Origin of the sequence: Mesorhizobium prunaredense (assembly GCF_900156895.1) — a bacterium.
Classification (GTDB): Bacteria; Pseudomonadota; Alphaproteobacteria; order Rhizobiales; family Rhizobiaceae; genus Mesorhizobium; species Mesorhizobium prunaredense.
Genome location: NZ_FTPD01000009.1, coordinates 48,469 through 62,360 on the forward strand (window position 1 = coordinate 48,469; position 13,892 = coordinate 62,360).

Consider the following 13,892-nt stretch of genomic DNA (forward strand, 5'->3'; position numbering starts at 1 on the left):
TTGAATGGCACCGGTTCGACTGGGCGCGCGGGGCGCTTTGACACTTTGATCTTGAATCGGCCCGGAACGGGGTCGCCATCTACGCCGCCGCCATGATCTCAGCATAGGTGCCGAAATCGACATTGCCGCCGGACAGCACCACGGCGACGCACTTGCCTGATAGCTCGATCTCGCCCGATGACAGCGCGGCCAGCCCGACGCAGCCGCCGGGCTCGACCACCAGCTTGAGATGGGCCATGGCGTCGCGCATCGCCTGTGCCGCCGCTCTGTCAGACACGGCAATGCCGCCGGCGAGATTCCTGCGGTTGATCTCGAAGGTGATCGCGCCCGGCTCGGCGGTGAGGAGCGCGTCGCAGATCGAAGTGTGGCCGGGTTCGATCGAAACCCGAACACCTCTGGCCAGTGAACGACAGGTGTCGTCGAAATGCTCGGGCTCCACCGCCCAGACGGCGGTGCCCGGCGAGGCGTCCTTGATGGCAATGGAGATGCCGCTGCTCAGGCCGCCGCCGCCGCAGGGGATGACGACCGCGTCGAGGCTCACCCCGAGCGCTTTCGCCTGCGCCATCAGTTCGAGGCCGATCGTTCCCTGGCCGGCGATGATGGCCGGGTCGTCGAATGGCGGCACCAGGACCATGCCCTGTTCCATGTACCGGCGAACCACCGCCATGCGATCGTCGAGAAACCGGTCGAACGGAACCACTTCGGCGCCCATTTTCCTGACATTGCCGACCTTCATTGCCTTGACGCCGAACATCGCCGCCGACGCGGCGACGCCTTGCGCATGGTTGCCCGACGAGAAGGCGACGACGCCGCGGCTGCGCTGCTCATCGCTGAGCGACGACAGTTTGTTGTAGGCGCCGCGGAACTTGAACGAGCCGGTACGCTGCAGCGTCTCCGGCTTGAACAGGATCCTGGCGCCGAAACGCTTGTTCAGCTCCGGCGATTCGATCAACGGCGTTTCGACGATCAGGCCGGACAATCGCGTTGCCGCGCGGTGGATATCGGCGATGCCGGGAGGGGTGGTCATGGTGAGGTCCTGCAGAATGAGACCGCCCATGGTGCACGGAAAACCAGGCCGCGCACCACTGGAAAAATGTGACCGAGACAATTCGTGGATTGAGAGCAGAGAGTGGCGCGCTTCGCCGACCGCTCCTCACCCCAAAAGCGTCCGTTGCCGTTTGGCGCCGCCCATCTTGCGCCAGGTGTTGAAGCGATGGGTGGCGGCGGCAAAGGAGATCTTCATCTGCTGGGCAACCGAATAGCGCGACTTGCCCTCGTCGAACAGGCGGTAGCAGCATTCGACGCCCTCCTCGGTCAGCTTGCCGTCGGGGGCCTTGTTGTGCGGATTGGCCGGGTCGAATTTCTCGATCTGCTGTTCGACCAGGCCTTTCAGGCGCTGCAGATCGGCCTCGATGCTAGCGATCAGGTCGAGAACGGGTTTCGGGTCAAATGCATGGGTGGGCTGTTTTGCCGGCATCCGGATTTCCTTTCTCTTGGCTTAGCCCACTATATAGGTGAACATTCGCCAATAATGAAGGGCGCTGGCGGAGGATTCCCGCAGCCATAAATTTGAACCTCTGGCTACGAGCGCGATTGACCAACGGTGCGCCAAACCATAGTTTAGAACTATTCTAAACTAGGGCGGATTTCTCATGCTTTCCCGTGTTTTCGGTTTTGGTCGCCGTCCCTTCGAGTCGCTCTCGGAGCAAGAGATCCTGGCGCTCGCCATCTCTTCCGAAGAGGATGACGGGCGTATCTACCGCGCCTATGCCGACGGGCTGGCGGACAGGTTTCCGCATTCGGCCAAAGTGTTCGAGGAAATGGCGGAGGAGGAGGACGGCCATCGCGACTCGCTGATCGAGCTTCACCGCGAGCGTTTTGGCGAGCGCATTCCGCTCATCCGGCGCGAGCATGTGAAGGGTTATTACGAGCGCAAGCCCGACTGGCTGGTCCGGCCGCTCGGCATCGAACATGTGCGCCAACAGGCCGAGTCGATGGAGCGTCGGGCCTACCTGTTCTACGTCGAAGCGGCGAAACGCACCAGCGACGCCTCGACGCGAAAGCTGCTCGATAATCTGGCGGTGGCCGAGCAGGGCCACGAGACGCTGGCGCAGCGGCTGGAGCAAAAGCATGTGCCGGGCGCGGCGAAGGCCGAGGAAGCAGCAGCCGAGCAGCGCCAGTTCATCCTGACCTATGTGCAGCCGGGACTGGCCGGGCTGATGGACGGATCGGTGTCGACGCTGGCGCCGATCTTCGCCGCCGCGTTCGCCACGCACGACACGTTCCAGACCTTCCTGGTCGGGCTTGCCGCCTCGATCGGCGCTGGCATCTCGATGGGCTTCACCGAGGTCGCCTCCGACGACGGCAAGCTGTCGGGCCGCGGCTCGCCGGTGAAACGCGGCATCACCACAGGCGTGATGACGGCGCTGGGTGGCCTCGGTCACGCCTTGCCCTACCTCATTCCGTATTTCTGGACCGCGACAATTCTCGCGATCGTGGTGGTGTTCTTCGAACTGTGGGCGATCGCCTTTGTGCAGAACCGTTATATGCAGACGCCGTTCTGGCGCGCCACCTTCCAGGTGGTGCTGGGCGGCGCGCTGGTGTTTGCGGCTGGAGTGCTGATCGGGAATGCCTAGCTCGATCTTCCCTTCTCCCCTTCTTGTGGGAGAAGGTGGATCGGCGCAGCGCCAAGACGGTTCCGGGGTGCTGGACGGAGTGCGGTAGGTTCCAAGCTGGAACACCCCTCATCCGTCGCCTTCGGCGACACCTTCTCCCACAAGGGGAGAAGGAAGAGCCGCCCCACTCACCCGTTCGCCGCGCGGCTGTCCTCAGGCGCCTCGGCCCGTTCGGTCAGGCCATAGTCGCGCACGACATGGGCGATGCGCAGACGGTAGTCGGCAAAGATGCCACCACGGCCGGCCTTCTGCGCCTGCCTATGTTCCTCCGTGTTGCGCCAGGCTTTCACCGCTTCCTCGTCACGCCAGAAAGACAGCGACAGGATGCGGTTCGGGTCGACAAGGCTCTGGAAGCGCTCGATCGACAGGAAGCCGTCGATGCCTTCGAGCAGCGGACGCAGGTCGGCGGCGAGGCCGAGATAGGCGTCGCGCTTGCCCACTGCCGGCTCGACCTCGAAGATGACGGCGATCACAGTTTCACCAGAGGGGCGTGCGGCCCGGATGCGAGTTTCAGAAAAGTCCGATCCTCTTTCAGGATGAATTTTTCACGCCGGGCGAACTCGTAATTGGCCTTGCCGGCCGGGTCGGCGGCGAGCCTGATACGGTAGGCTTCGTAAGCTGCCAGGCTGTCGATGTTGTAGGCGGCATAGGCTGTCGTGGCCGAGCCCTCATGCGGCGCGAAATAGCCGATCAGATCGGCGCCGCAGCGCGGGATCGCCTGACCCCAGTTGCGGGCATACTCCTCGAACGCCGCCGTGCCGAACGGGTCGATCTCGTAGCGGATGAAGCAGGTGATGGTCATCTTTTGTCTCCTGTACAGGTGGATGCATTCTTGCGCCGATAGTTCGAGCGGTGTCGAAACGTTCTGTGGTTCTATGTGCTAGGCAATTTTCCATGCTGATCACGCTTGCCAGAAGGATTTTGCGCATTCGCGGCGAACGTCTTGTGGCGTCAGGCCGAGGTCGCGCAAAAGATGCTCGTCAATCTCGGCGAGGTCGAGGCGTTGCAGATGGCGATCGTACCACCGCGCCAGCAGCCGCAGATGCACCCGGCGCAAGATCATGAACGGAGACGGCCGACAGCCGAGGCGGCTGACAAGCACGGTATGGGGAACGGTTCTTGCGGTCATCGTCGTCTCCTTGATCTCAGCGCAGGATAGTGGTTATCTGACGTCAATGCTTCGATGAAGGACGAACTATGCGTGAAGGACCAGATATAGCCCGCATCGCCAGCCTGGTCGGCGATCCGGCGCGGGCAAACATGCTGACCGCACTAATGGGTGGCACGGCGCTGACAGCGAGCGAACTGGCGCTCGAGGCCGGCGTGTCGCTGCCGACCGCCAGCTCGCATCTGTCGAAACTGATGGAGGGCGGGCTGCTAACGCTGGCAAGCCAGGGGCGGCATCGCTACTACGGGCTCGCCGGTCCGCAGGTCGCTGGCATGATCGAGGCGATCACCGGCGTCGCCGCTGCGGTCGGGCCGCAGCGGGTGCGGCCGGGTCCGCGTGATGCGGCCATGCGCGTGGCGCGGGTCTGCTACGACCACCTCGCCGGCGAGCAGGCCGTGGCGATGCTCGACCGTCTTGTCGCTCGACAAGTGCTCCTGCGCGACGACAAGGAGATCCGGCTTGGGCCGTCAGCCGCCTCGCATTTTGCCGCGATCGGCATCGATGTCGTCAGCAAGGCGCGGCGGCCGGTGTGCCGGGCTTGCCTCGACTGGAGCGTGCGGCGCTCGCATCTGGCCGGCACGCTGGGCGCTGCCATCCTCGACAAGATCCTTTTGGAAAAATGGGCGCGGCGCGAGAAAGACAGCCGCGCGGTGATCTTTTCGCCGATGGGCAAGCAGGCATTCGAGAAGGTGTTTCTCGGCTGAGAAATTTATCAGCCTCGCTTGAGCGGCTTGCCCTGCTTGAAAAAATCCACCCAGGGATCGGCTTTCGCCAACTGTTTTAGCGTCGTCTTGTCGCCGATCGGAAATGCGTTCGGCGCCAACCACGCTTCAATTTCCGCCCAGGTCGCCGGCATCGATACCGTAGCGCCTTTCTTGGCGCGCGACGAATAGGGCGCCACCGTGGTCGAGCCGCGGCCATTGCGCAGATAGTCGACGAAGATCTTGCCGGTACGCGCCTTCTTCGACAGCGTCGCAGTATACCGATCAGGGGCGGCCTGCTCGAGGGCACGGGCGAACTCATGGGCGAAGTCCTTCACCTCATCCCAATCCGCCGACGGTTTCAGCGGCACGACGACATGGTAGCCCTTGCCGCCCGAGGTCTTGACGAAATTCGGCAACGACAGCGCATCGAGCCGGCCGTGAATTTCAAGCGCCGCCGCGCGCACCGCTTTCACGTCGACGCCTTCGTCGGGATCGAGATCGAAGATGATCTGGTCCGGCTTTTCCAGTTCGTCGATGGTGCAGCCCCAGATATGGATCTCGACCACGCCGAGCTGGACCAAGGCAGCGACACCGTCGAAATCGCGGATGAACAGGATCTCCTCGCCGTCGGCCGGATCCTTCATCCTGGCGATTTTTTCGTGCATGCCGGCGGAGGCATGCTTCTGAAAAAAGCGTTGGCCACCGACGCCGTCCGGCGCGCGCACCAGGCTGAGCGGCCGATTGACGACAAATTGGTGCATGCGCGGCCAGACCAAAGCGTAATGATCGAGCAGGCCCTGCTTCGATACCTTCTCCTGCGGCCACAGAAGCTTGTCCGGATGAGAAAGTTTTATGACGGTGTCTGCCGCCCCCCTGGATTTGACAGCGGCGGGTATCTCGCCCTTACCCCCGGCAGGCTCTGCCTTGCCCCCGGCAGACTTTGCCTTGCTGTCGGCCCTGCCTGCGGGTGCTTTCGGCTTTTCCTGCACGACTTCCTCCGCCGGTTTGTCCTCGCGCAATCCCTCGAACGAGCGTGGCGCATCATACGGTCGACGTCCAGCTACGGAAAGTGAGGCAAAGCCGGTTGTCCGGCGTTGCCTCGATCGAGCCTACTCGGCGGCCTGAAGGTTGACCTTGGCTTCCGCAATCTCGGTGAGCTTGCGGTCGGTCGCCTGCTCTTCCTTGATGTTGTTGGCCAGGACATTGGCGCAGTCGGTGCGGCCAAGCTGCTTGGCCCAGGCGATCAACGTGCCGTAACGGGTTATCTCGTAGTGCTCGACCGCCTGCGCGGATGCGATCAGGGCGGCGTCGAGAACGTCCTTGTCATCGATGTCGCCGCTGACTTCATCGGCTTCCTCGAGAATGCCGTCGATGGCCGGACAGTTGACCGTCTTGGCCTTCACGCCATGCAGCTCGAACACCTTCTCGACCCGCTCGATATGACCTTTGGTCTGGCCGAGGTGCTTCTCCAGGCCGGCTTTCAGCTGCGGATCGGTCGCCTTGTCGATCATCTTCGGCAGCGACTTCTCGATCTGTTTTTCAGCGTAATAGATGTCGCGCAGCGTGTGGACGAAGAGGTCGTCCAGCGTCTTGATGTCTTTCGAAAAGAAACCCATGGCTTTGCCTTTCCATTGTTCTTGCTGTGTTGGGGGTTCCGGCGGCGGTTCCGCTCGGAAGCCGCTGGGCCGGGGTTGTTCCGGCTCTCAGCGTCAACGTGCTTCTATCGGACGGGTTCCTGGCTTTGCCCGAGCAAGCACGGAAATTTCGCGGCACCGGCCAAAGTTGAAACACAAGCGCGTCGGAGCGACATCCAAACGAAACATATGTGATGCAAAAGTCACACTAGCCGGAATGCCGACGAACTGCATGGAAAGACCCCGAATCAGCCGCATTCCAGCCACGAACCAAGGCCTTTTTGACCAAAGATTAACATCGTGTTCATCGAGTATTCACGCCTCGACGCTATGATCCCACGCAATTCGGAAGGGACATCCGAAATCGGGACAGGGACAGGGAAAATGAACTTCTTGACGCACCTCATCGGCTACGCTGCCGCCATCCGCGAATTCGTCGCACCGACCTATCGGCCTGAGCGCTATTACATGCGCGGCCCAGGTCCCGCTTGCGCACGCCGCGGCCACACGCTCGGCATCAGCACGCACTGATGACGACCATGGAAAGCCGTCACGACAGCCGGATATGCAGGCCGGCCGCTGATCACCGTGCGACCACCTATCGCACGGAGCGTCCTGAGCTGGGCGACAGGCGGCGTGCGACACCGCCAAGGGTCTGAGTTTCCGGGGCTTTGAGACTTCACCAGTGTGTTTTTCGTTCGCCTGATCTTTGCCGTGCTCGCAACCGCGTTGGTCGCCCGGGCAATCAGTTCGGCTTCCGACATTCTGTTTTTCAAAGCGTTCTTCCACAAGGAAGAACGTCGGCTTGCCCGCTTATGCGGCTGTGCCCGGCACTCGACAAAGCCCTGGAGGATGAGGTCCCGCACCCGCTTGCCGCGCGTCCGCTACCGCGGCTGGCTCTAACCTTCGCACGGCTCCAGCACGGTCGTGTCGCCTGCCGCCTTGCCCAGTTCGCGGCAGCCCTGAACCGTGCACAGCGTCCAGCCTTCAACCGTCGCGCCAGAGGCCGCGAGCACAAGGCGCCGCTGCGGCGCCATCTTGGGTTTATAGACCCACCAACCGTCCCGCAGCACCGAGCCTTCCGGCGGTTCCATGCCGGCGCCCGAGCCCTTGATCCGTGCCTCGGCGATCTCTAAGCCGGAAGGCGTCACCTTCCAGTCCTCCTGCCAATTCGTCTTTTCCACCGAATGCGTCCAGGCGAGCGTGAAGGCGGCCACCGTGAGCGTCACCGTCTTGCCGGCGGCGAGGATACAGAGGCTCATGCGGTGCCGGTGGCCTGCCGCGCACGCCAGCAGTGCCAGCCGATCCAGGCGACAGATAGCGCCCAGCCGGCTTCGTCGGTGACAGGCAGTGCGGCAACCAGCAACACGCCGGCGGCGAAGGCGACGAGACGTTCCCACCAGGCCATGCGGCGGGCCAGGAACCCGACAGCGGCCGCGCCCCACAGGGCAATGCCCATGCATGCCTTGACAACGACATAGGCGACCTCGACGGGATAACCGAACTGGGCGGCGATCGGACCGGCGTCCTGCAGCATCAGCGCCGGGGTATAGACCGCCATGAACGGCACGACGAAGCCGGCGACGGCAAGCTTGGTGGCCTGGATGCCGATCTTGAGACCGCTCTCCTTGGCCATCGGCGCAGCGGCGAAGGCGGCCAGCGCCACCGGCGGGGTGAGATCGGCCATGATGCCGAAATAGAAAACGAACATGTGGCTGACCAGCAGCGGCACGTCGAGTGACAGCAGTGCCGGTCCGGCCAGCGACGAGGTGATGATGTAGTTGGGGATCGTCGGGATGCCCATGCCGAGTATCAGGCAGGTGAGCATCGTCAGCACCAGCGACAGGAACAGATTGTTCTCGCCGATGGAGATGATCCAGCCGATGAAGGTGGAGGCGATGCCGGTGAGCGTCAAGGTGCCGATGACGACGCCGACGATGGCGCAGGCGATGCCGACCGGCAACGCGTTCTTTGCTCCCTCGGCAAGCGAATCTATGCATATCTGCAGCGTCTCGCGTCCGCCCCTGAAGGTGACGCAGGCGACGACGAGCCCAGCGATGACAAAACTCAGGATGTCGACGCCGAACCTCATGAAGGAGGCGGCAGCAAGCCCCAGCGCCAGCCAGAAGACGATGCGGAAGGCAAGCGGCCCGATCAAAGCCGCCAGCGGCGTGCCGAGGATGAGCACGATTGTCAGCGCCAGCCCCATGGTGCCGGCGAAGATCTTCTCACCGCATGCCACGGATTGGGCAGGTCCGCCTTGGCCATGCCCTGCAGGCCGGCCTTGCCGGCTTCCAGGTACACTTGCCAGAAGCAGGCGCCGAAATAGAGCAGCGCCGGGATGATCGCTGCCTTGACCACCTCGGCATAGGGGATGTTCAGCGTCTCGGCCATGATGAAGGCGACCGCGCCCATCACCGGCGGCATGATCTGGCCGCCCATCGAAGAGGTCGCCTCGACCCCGCCGGCGAAAGCCGAACGGAAGCCGAAGCGCTTCATCAGCGGAATGGTGAACTGGCCGCTGGCCACCACATTGGCGACGCCGGAGCCGGAAATGGTGCCCATCAGCGCCGACGACAGAACGCAGACCTGGGCCGGGCCGCCGCGCCACGTGCCGACCAGGCCAAGCGCGAAATCGTTGAACAATGCGATCATGCCGGCGCGTTCGAGAAAGGCGGCGAAGACGACGAAGATGAAGATATAGGCGGCCGAGACGTAGACCGGCGTGCCGTAGATGCCTTCGGTGCCAAAGGCGAAGGTGTCGATGAGCTGTGCGAAATCATAGCCGCGATGGATGAAGGGCGGCGGCAGGTGATTGCCGAAGAAAACGTAGGCGAGAAAGATCAAGGCGATCAGGGCAAGCGGTAGCCCCATCAGCCGCCGCGCGGCCTCGAAGACCAGCACGACCAGCACCGTGCCGACGATCAGGTCCGGCGTGGTGAGGAAGCCGGAGCGCCGGATGAGATCGGCATAGAACACCCAATTGTAGAGGCCGGTGGCAAAGCCGAGCAGACCGAGCGTCCAGAATGCTGCTTTGGCCGGTGTGCTTGTGGCGCGCAGGTTGGCGATCAGGCCGAAGCCGAGCAGCAGCAAGAAGCCGACATGCATGGCGCGCACCACCTGGCTTGGCAGGCTGCCATAGGCGGCGATGTAGATCTGGAAGATGGAGAAGGCGATGGCGATGAGAAACGCGGCTTTGCCGGCGATGCCGTCGCCGAAACCCGGCGGCAGGCCTTCGAGCGGGGCTTCGGCGGTGGGGGAAAGAACGGTCGGCGTTTCGGGATGGGCGTCGGTCATTGGCGGGTTCCTGGCGGGGCGCAATCCTGGGCGCAATCCCTCCCCCTTGAGGGGAGGTGCCGAGCGAAGCGAGGCGGTGGGATCGGTTCAGGCCGCGCACTGCCGCAACGACCCCATCCGTCCATCCGCCTTCGGCGGCTGTCCACCCTCCCCTCAAGGGGAGGGAAGCGGCCCTATTTCACCAATCCCTTTTCCTTGTAATACCGCTCGGCGCCGGGATGCAGCGGCACCGGCATGCCGTCGAGCGCCTTGGTCATGTCGATCGCCTTGGCGGCGGCGTGGGCAGCAGTGAGCTGGTCGAGACTTTCGAACAGCAGCTTGGTCATCTGATAGCCGGTCTCGTCGGAGACTTCGGCGTGGGTGATGAGGAAATTGCCGACGGCGGCGGTCGCAACGTCCTCGGTCTGGCCCTCATAGGTGCCCTTGGGAATGGTCACCGAAAGATAGGGCGAGCCGATCTTGGCGACGTCCTGCGCCGGTACGGCGACGACGTTGATCGGCACCGAAGTGGCGAGGTCGCGGATCGAGGCGACGCCGAGGCCGGCCGATTGCAGCGTGGCGTCGAGCTGGCGGTTCTTGATCAGTTCGACCGATTCGGCGAAGGGCAGATACTCGACCCGTCCGAGATCCTCGTATTTCAGCCCGGCGGCGGCGAAGATGGCGCGGGCGTTGAGCTCGGTGCCGGAGGCCGGCGCGCCGACCGACAGGCTCTTGCCCTTGAGGTCGGCAAGCGTCTTGATGCCGGACTCCTTGCTGGCAACGATCTGGATATAGTTGGGATAGATGGCGGCGACGCCGCGCAGCTTGTCGAGCTTGCCCGGGAAGCCGGCTTCGGTGTTGCCCTCGGCGGCCAGTTTGACGGCATCACCGAGCGCGAAGGCGATCTCGCCCTTGCCCTGCTGCAACAGGTTGAGGTTCTCGACCGAGGCCTTCGTCGCCTGCACCTGGGTGCGGGCGCCCTCAATGCCCTTGCCGTAGATTTCCGACAGTGCGACGCCAAGCGGATAATAGACGCCCGAGGTGCCGCCGGTCAGCACGTTGATAAATTCCTGCGCCTTGGCCGACACCGCGCCAAGGCCCAGCGAAAGCGCCAGCGCGCCGGCGGCAATAAATTTCGTCCTGAAATTGTGCATGTGATCTCCTCCCTGAAATATCTGCCACCGCGCGACCCGAGGCGAGTTTAGACAGCGGACAGGAAATGCCAACCCGCAATTGCGCCGATTAGACCAACGGTTGATGCCGCTGGATATGCAGGCTTGCAAGAGATGCCACCCGGGCCGAAAAGATTTTCGCAGCGCCTGTCGAAATCGGGCAACGATGCGCGACATTGGTGCGGCCGGCAACGACGCGGCCTTCGAAAATAGGAGAAGACCATGCGATACATGCTTTTGATCTACGTGAACGAAGCCTCGATGGCGGCTGCGCCGACGGAGAAGACCTACGAGATCAGCGCAGCCTATGGCGCCTATACCGAGGCGTTGAAGAAGTCCGGCTCCTGGTTGGCCGGCGACCGGCTGAAGCCGACCCAAGCCGCGACCTCGGTGCGGATGGCCAACGGCAAGACCAACGTGCTCGACGGTCCCTATGCCGATACCAAGGAGCAGCTCGCCGGTTTCTACATGATCGAGGCGGAGGACGCCGACGCGGCTATTGCCTGGGCGGCGCGATGCCCAGCTGCCAGCACCGGCACGGTCGAGGTGCGGCCGATCTGGGAACAAACCATGTGATGACGAATGACCCGGAGATCGCGCGGGCGGCGGCGGAAGCGGCCGCCCGGCAAAGCTACGGCAAGCTGATCGCCTATCTCGCGGCGCGCATGCGCGACGTGGCCGGCGCCGAGGACGCGCTGGCCGACGCCTTTGCGGCGGCGCTGGAGCGCTGGCCGCAAACCGGCGTGCCGCAGAAGCCGGAAGCCTGGCTGCTGGCGGTGGCGCGCCGACGCCGCGTCGATGCGATCCGGCGGCGGCTGACCAGCGAGGCGAGCCGCGACCATCTCAGGCTGATCGCCGAGGAGATCGAGGCACATATGGCCTATGAAGACCTGCCCGACTGGCGGCTGCGGCTGATGTTTGCGTGCGCCCATCCGGCGATCGAAGCCGGCGTGCGCGCGCCGCTGATCCTGCAGACCATTCTGGGCTTCGACGCAGCGACGATCGCCTCGGCCTTCCTGGTGTCGCCGGCAACGATGGGCCAGCGGCTGGTGCGCGCCAAAAGCCGCATCCGCGAGACCGGCATTCCGTTCCGGGTGCCGGAGCGGGCAGAGCTTGGCGAGCGGCTGGATGCGGTGCTGGAAGCGATCTACGCCGCGTTCGCCGAAGGCTGGTCCGACCCCGCCGGCACCGAAACCCGGCGCCGCAATCTCGCGACCGAAGGCATCTGGCTCGGCCGGCTGGTAGCCTCGCTGATGCCGGATGAGCCGGAAGCGCTTGGCCTGCTGGCGCTGATGCTGTTTGCAGAGGCGCGGCGTGCGGCGCGGCGCAACGTCGCCGGAGACTATGTGCCTTTAGCCGAGCAGGAGCTTGGGCTGTGGGACGGTGCCTTGATTGACGAAGCGGAGGCATTGCTGAAGCACGCCGCGGCCAAGGGCGTCGTCGGCCGCTATCAACTCGAGGCAGCCGTGCAATCCGCCCATACGACAAGGCGGCTGACGGGGCGGACCGACTGGGCCGCGATCAAACAGCTCTATGATGCGCTGTCGGTGATTGCCGGCTCGCCTGTGGTCTCGATCAACCGCGCGGTGACCATTGCCGAGGCCGACGGCGCCGCGGCGGGATTGAGTGCACTTGATGAGCTTGCCGACGACAAACGGCTGCATGTTTATCAGCCTTATTGGGCCGCCCGCGCGGGCCTTCTGGCCAGGCTCGGCAAAACTCGGGAGGCTACTGAGGCCTATGACCGGGCGATCGGCCTCGAACGCGACCCGGCCGTGCGCCGGTTCCTGCAGGCACGACGGGCTGGGCTCGCAGCCGAAGAATGAGGTCCGGGAAAGGCCGGGGTCAGACATGATCCGATGTTTGGGATCTAAGGCCGAGCGCTGGCGCCGCCCCTCATTGCCCTGCCGGGCATTTCTCCCCGTAAACGGGGAGAAAGAGGCTGGTCGCGGTGTCGGCGCTTTTTTCTGCAACGCTGGCGATTGGCGAACCCGTCAATGAGAGCGCCCCCCTCGCCCCGTTTACGGGGAGAGGATGCCGGCAGGCAGGTGAGGGGCGGCGCCGGCTTCGACAATTAGCGGGCGCTACGGAAGCGGCAGGAAACCGCAACCGCAGGCCGGCACAAATACCAATGTGCCCTAAGCCCCCAGCCCTTCGAACAGGATCGTCGACAGATAGCGTTCGGCGAAGGAGGGAATAACGACCACCAGGTTCTTGCCCTCGTTCTCCGGCCGCGAGCCGACGACGATCGCCGCCTGCAGGGCAGCGCCCGACGAGATGCCGACCGGCACGCCTTCGAGGCGGGCGACGAGCCGCGCATTGGCGACCGAATCCTCGTTGGAGACCTTGACGATCTCGTCATAAATGGTCGTGTCGAGGATCTTCGGCGCGAAGCCGGCGCCGATGCCCTGGATCTTGTGCGGGCCGGGCTGGCCGCCCGACAGCACCGGCGAGGCTTCCGGCTCGACGGCGACGACATGCACGGAGGGCTTGCGCTGCTTCAGCACCTGGCCGACGCCGGTGATGGTGCCGCCGGTGCCGATGCCGGCGACGAAGATGTCGACTTCGCCATGAGTGTCGTTCCAGATTTCCTCGGCCGTGGTGCGACGGTGAATTTCCGGATTGGCGGGATTTTCGAACTGCTGCGGAATGATGGCGTCGGGCAGCGTCGCGGCCAACTCGTCGGCCTTGGCGATGGCGCCTTTCATGCCTTTCGGCCCTTCGGTCAGCACCAGTTCGGCGCCGAGCAGCGCCAGCATCTTGCGGCGTTCGACCGACATGGTTTCCGGCATGGTCAGGATCAGCTTGTATCCCTTGGCGGCGGCGGCGAAGGCGAGCGCGATGCCGGTGTTGCCCGAGGTCGGCTCGATCAGCGTGGTCCTGCCAGGCGCAATCCTGCCCGATGCCTCCAGCGCCTCGATCATCGAGACGCCGATGCGATCCTTGACCGAGCCGATCGGGTTGAAGAATTCGAGCTTGGCCAGCAGATTGGCGACGACGCCCTTTTCCCCGGCGAACTTGTCGAGCCGCACCAGCGGCGTGTCACCGATCGTCTCGGTGATCGAATTGTAGATGCGGCCGCGGCCGGGCACAGGCACGGTGGTGGCGGGCTTGTTCATTGGTTTCGCTCCCAAGGGTCAGGCAATTAAGTGAGTCAGGCAACTAAGTCTCGACCAGGCAGGATAAAGCCTTCGGCCGCGCAAGCTAGTCTGCCGTTTGAAAATATCCGACGGGTCGCATGCTGAATACATCCTCGCCCGCAG

At 63.9% G+C, this 13,892-nt stretch carries 14 protein-coding genes and 2 pseudogenes; 5 read left to right on the plus strand and 11 right to left on the minus strand.

Going from position 1 to position 13,892, the window contains the following annotated elements; all coding sequences use genetic code 11:
* Positions 1 to 79: 79 nt before the first annotated feature.
* Positions 80 to 1,027 (minus strand): threonine ammonia-lyase, encoded by a 948-nt coding sequence (locus BQ8794_RS09010; RefSeq protein ID WP_077376067.1) that lies wholly within the window; start codon positions 1,025 to 1,027, stop codon positions 80 to 82.
* Between the two features lie 126 nt (positions 1,028 to 1,153).
* Positions 1,154 to 1,477, minus strand: a complete 324-nt coding sequence (locus BQ8794_RS09015) for a hypothetical protein (protein WP_077375857.1) — start codon at positions 1,475 to 1,477, stop codon at positions 1,154 to 1,156.
* A gap of 175 nt (positions 1,478 to 1,652) precedes the next feature.
* Here BQ8794_RS09015 and mbfA point away from each other — a divergent pair, with 175 nt between their 5' ends.
* Complete coding sequence (gene mbfA, locus BQ8794_RS09020; protein ID WP_077375859.1) at positions 1,653 to 2,636, plus strand: iron exporter MbfA; 984 nt, start codon at positions 1,653 to 1,655, stop codon at positions 2,634 to 2,636.
* A 167-nt stretch (positions 2,637 to 2,803) separates the two neighbouring features.
* On the opposite strand, the gene BQ8794_RS09025 is transcribed toward mbfA, so the two are convergent.
* The 3 genes from BQ8794_RS09025 to BQ8794_RS09035 form a co-directional block, all read right to left on the minus strand.
* A complete protein-coding gene (locus tag BQ8794_RS09025; RefSeq protein WP_077375862.1) occupies positions 2,804 to 3,148 on the minus strand; it encodes an antibiotic biosynthesis monooxygenase family protein in 345 nt (114 codons plus the stop codon).
* Complete coding sequence (locus BQ8794_RS09030) at positions 3,145 to 3,477, minus strand: NIPSNAP family protein (RefSeq protein ID WP_077375864.1); 333 nt, start codon at positions 3,475 to 3,477, stop codon at positions 3,145 to 3,147. The genes BQ8794_RS09025 and BQ8794_RS09030 overlap by 4 nt, the downstream gene beginning before the upstream one ends.
* A gap of 99 nt (positions 3,478 to 3,576) precedes the next feature.
* Positions 3,577 to 3,804, minus strand: coding sequence for a DUF1127 domain-containing protein (locus BQ8794_RS09035; protein WP_077375867.1), 228 nt, complete (start codon positions 3,802 to 3,804; stop codon positions 3,577 to 3,579).
* A gap of 68 nt (positions 3,805 to 3,872) precedes the next feature.
* Here BQ8794_RS09035 and BQ8794_RS09040 point away from each other — a divergent pair, with 68 nt between their 5' ends.
* Complete coding sequence (locus tag BQ8794_RS09040; RefSeq protein WP_077375870.1) at positions 3,873 to 4,547, plus strand: ArsR/SmtB family transcription factor; 675 nt, start codon at positions 3,873 to 3,875, stop codon at positions 4,545 to 4,547.
* Positions 4,548 to 4,555: 8 nt separating this feature from the next.
* Here BQ8794_RS09040 and ligD read toward each other — a convergent pair.
* Both ligD and BQ8794_RS09050 read right to left on the minus strand, forming a co-directional pair.
* A pseudogene (gene ligD, locus BQ8794_RS09045) lies at positions 4,556 to 5,615 on the minus strand (DNA ligase D); the annotation flags it as partial.
* A 41-nt stretch (positions 5,616 to 5,656) separates the two neighbouring features.
* On the minus strand, positions 5,657 to 6,163 hold the full coding sequence (locus BQ8794_RS09050) for a YciE/YciF ferroxidase family protein (RefSeq protein WP_027154740.1): 507 nt from the start codon (positions 6,161 to 6,163) through the stop codon (positions 5,657 to 5,659).
* 402 nt (positions 6,164 to 6,565) lie between these two features.
* Here BQ8794_RS09050 and BQ8794_RS09055 point away from each other — a divergent pair, with 402 nt between their 5' ends.
* On the plus strand, positions 6,566 to 6,712 hold the full coding sequence (locus tag BQ8794_RS09055) for a hypothetical protein (RefSeq protein ID WP_077375873.1): 147 nt from the start codon (positions 6,566 to 6,568) through the stop codon (positions 6,710 to 6,712).
* Between the two features lie 368 nt (positions 6,713 to 7,080).
* Here BQ8794_RS09055 and BQ8794_RS09065 read toward each other — a convergent pair whose 3' ends face one another.
* The 3 genes and pseudogenes from BQ8794_RS09065 to BQ8794_RS09075 all read right to left on the minus strand — a co-directional run bounded on the left by BQ8794_RS09065 (position 7,081) and on the right by BQ8794_RS09075 (position 10,611).
* Positions 7,081 to 7,443 carry a DUF1850 domain-containing protein gene (locus tag BQ8794_RS09065; protein ID WP_077375879.1) on the minus strand — a complete coding sequence of 121 codons (363 nt, stop codon included), beginning with the start codon at positions 7,441 to 7,443 and terminating at the stop codon, positions 7,081 to 7,083.
* Positions 7,440 to 9,478, minus strand: a pseudogene (locus BQ8794_RS09070) (TRAP transporter permease). The gene BQ8794_RS09065 and the pseudogene BQ8794_RS09070 overlap by 4 nt, the downstream one beginning before the upstream one ends.
* A 173-nt stretch (positions 9,479 to 9,651) precedes the next feature.
* Entirely contained in the window at positions 9,652 to 10,611 is a 960-nt protein-coding gene (locus BQ8794_RS09075; RefSeq protein WP_077375882.1) for a TAXI family TRAP transporter solute-binding subunit, read from the minus strand.
* Positions 10,612 to 10,851: 240 nt separating this feature from the next.
* Here BQ8794_RS09075 and BQ8794_RS09080 point away from each other — a divergent pair, with 240 nt between their 5' ends.
* Together BQ8794_RS09080 and BQ8794_RS09085 are read left to right on the plus strand one after the other, a co-directional pair.
* Positions 10,852 to 11,205 carry a YciI family protein gene (locus BQ8794_RS09080; RefSeq protein ID WP_077375885.1) on the plus strand — a complete coding sequence of 118 codons (354 nt, stop codon included), beginning with the start codon at positions 10,852 to 10,854 and terminating at the stop codon, positions 11,203 to 11,205.
* On the plus strand, positions 11,205 to 12,455 hold the full coding sequence (locus BQ8794_RS09085; protein WP_077375888.1) for an RNA polymerase sigma factor: 1,251 nt from the start codon (positions 11,205 to 11,207) through the stop codon (positions 12,453 to 12,455). Before BQ8794_RS09080 ends, BQ8794_RS09085 begins: the two co-directional genes overlap by 1 nt.
* Before the next feature lie 312 nt (positions 12,456 to 12,767).
* Here the strand turns inward: BQ8794_RS09085 and cysK are convergent, their stop codons facing one another.
* Complete coding sequence (gene cysK, locus BQ8794_RS09095; RefSeq protein WP_023803671.1) at positions 12,768 to 13,748, minus strand: cysteine synthase A; 981 nt, start codon at positions 13,746 to 13,748, stop codon at positions 12,768 to 12,770.
* Between the last annotated feature and the right edge of the window lie 144 nt (positions 13,749 to 13,892).

What these genes read in the sequence shown, in the direction of transcription:
- BQ8794_RS09040 (WP_077375870.1), top strand. Translation starts at nt 3,873, where the DNA reads ATGCGTGAAGGACCAGATATAGCCCGCATCGCCAGCCTGGTCGGCGAT.
- BQ8794_RS09050 (WP_027154740.1), bottom strand. Translation starts at nt 6,163, where the DNA reads ATGGGTTTCTTTTCGAAAGACATCAAGACGCTGGACGACCTCTTCGTC.
- mbfA (WP_077375859.1), top strand. Translation starts at nt 1,653, where the DNA reads ATGCTTTCCCGTGTTTTCGGTTTTGGTCGCCGTCCCTTCGAGTCGCTC.
- BQ8794_RS09035 (WP_077375867.1), bottom strand. Translation starts at nt 3,804, where the DNA reads ATGACCGCAAGAACCGTTCCCCATACCGTGCTTGTCAGCCGCCTCGGC.
- BQ8794_RS09085 (WP_077375888.1), top strand. Translation starts at nt 11,205, where the DNA reads ATGACGAATGACCCGGAGATCGCGCGGGCGGCGGCGGAAGCGGCCGCC.
- BQ8794_RS09065 (WP_077375879.1), bottom strand. Translation starts at nt 7,443, where the DNA reads ATGAGCCTCTGTATCCTCGCCGCCGGCAAGACGGTGACGCTCACGGTG.
- cysK (WP_023803671.1), bottom strand. Translation starts at nt 13,748, where the DNA reads ATGAACAAGCCCGCCACCACCGTGCCTGTGCCCGGCCGCGGCCGCATC.
- BQ8794_RS09010 (WP_077376067.1), bottom strand. Translation starts at nt 1,027, where the DNA reads ATGACCACCCCTCCCGGCATCGCCGATATCCACCGCGCGGCAACGCGA.
- BQ8794_RS09030 (WP_077375864.1), bottom strand. Translation starts at nt 3,477, where the DNA reads ATGACCATCACCTGCTTCATCCGCTACGAGATCGACCCGTTCGGCACG.
- BQ8794_RS09075 (WP_077375882.1), bottom strand. Translation starts at nt 10,611, where the DNA reads ATGCACAATTTCAGGACGAAATTTATTGCCGCCGGCGCGCTGGCGCTT.
- BQ8794_RS09055 (WP_077375873.1), top strand. Translation starts at nt 6,566, where the DNA reads ATGAACTTCTTGACGCACCTCATCGGCTACGCTGCCGCCATCCGCGAA.
- BQ8794_RS09080 (WP_077375885.1), top strand. Translation starts at nt 10,852, where the DNA reads ATGCGATACATGCTTTTGATCTACGTGAACGAAGCCTCGATGGCGGCT.
- BQ8794_RS09015 (WP_077375857.1), bottom strand. Translation starts at nt 1,477, where the DNA reads ATGCCGGCAAAACAGCCCACCCATGCATTTGACCCGAAACCCGTTCTC.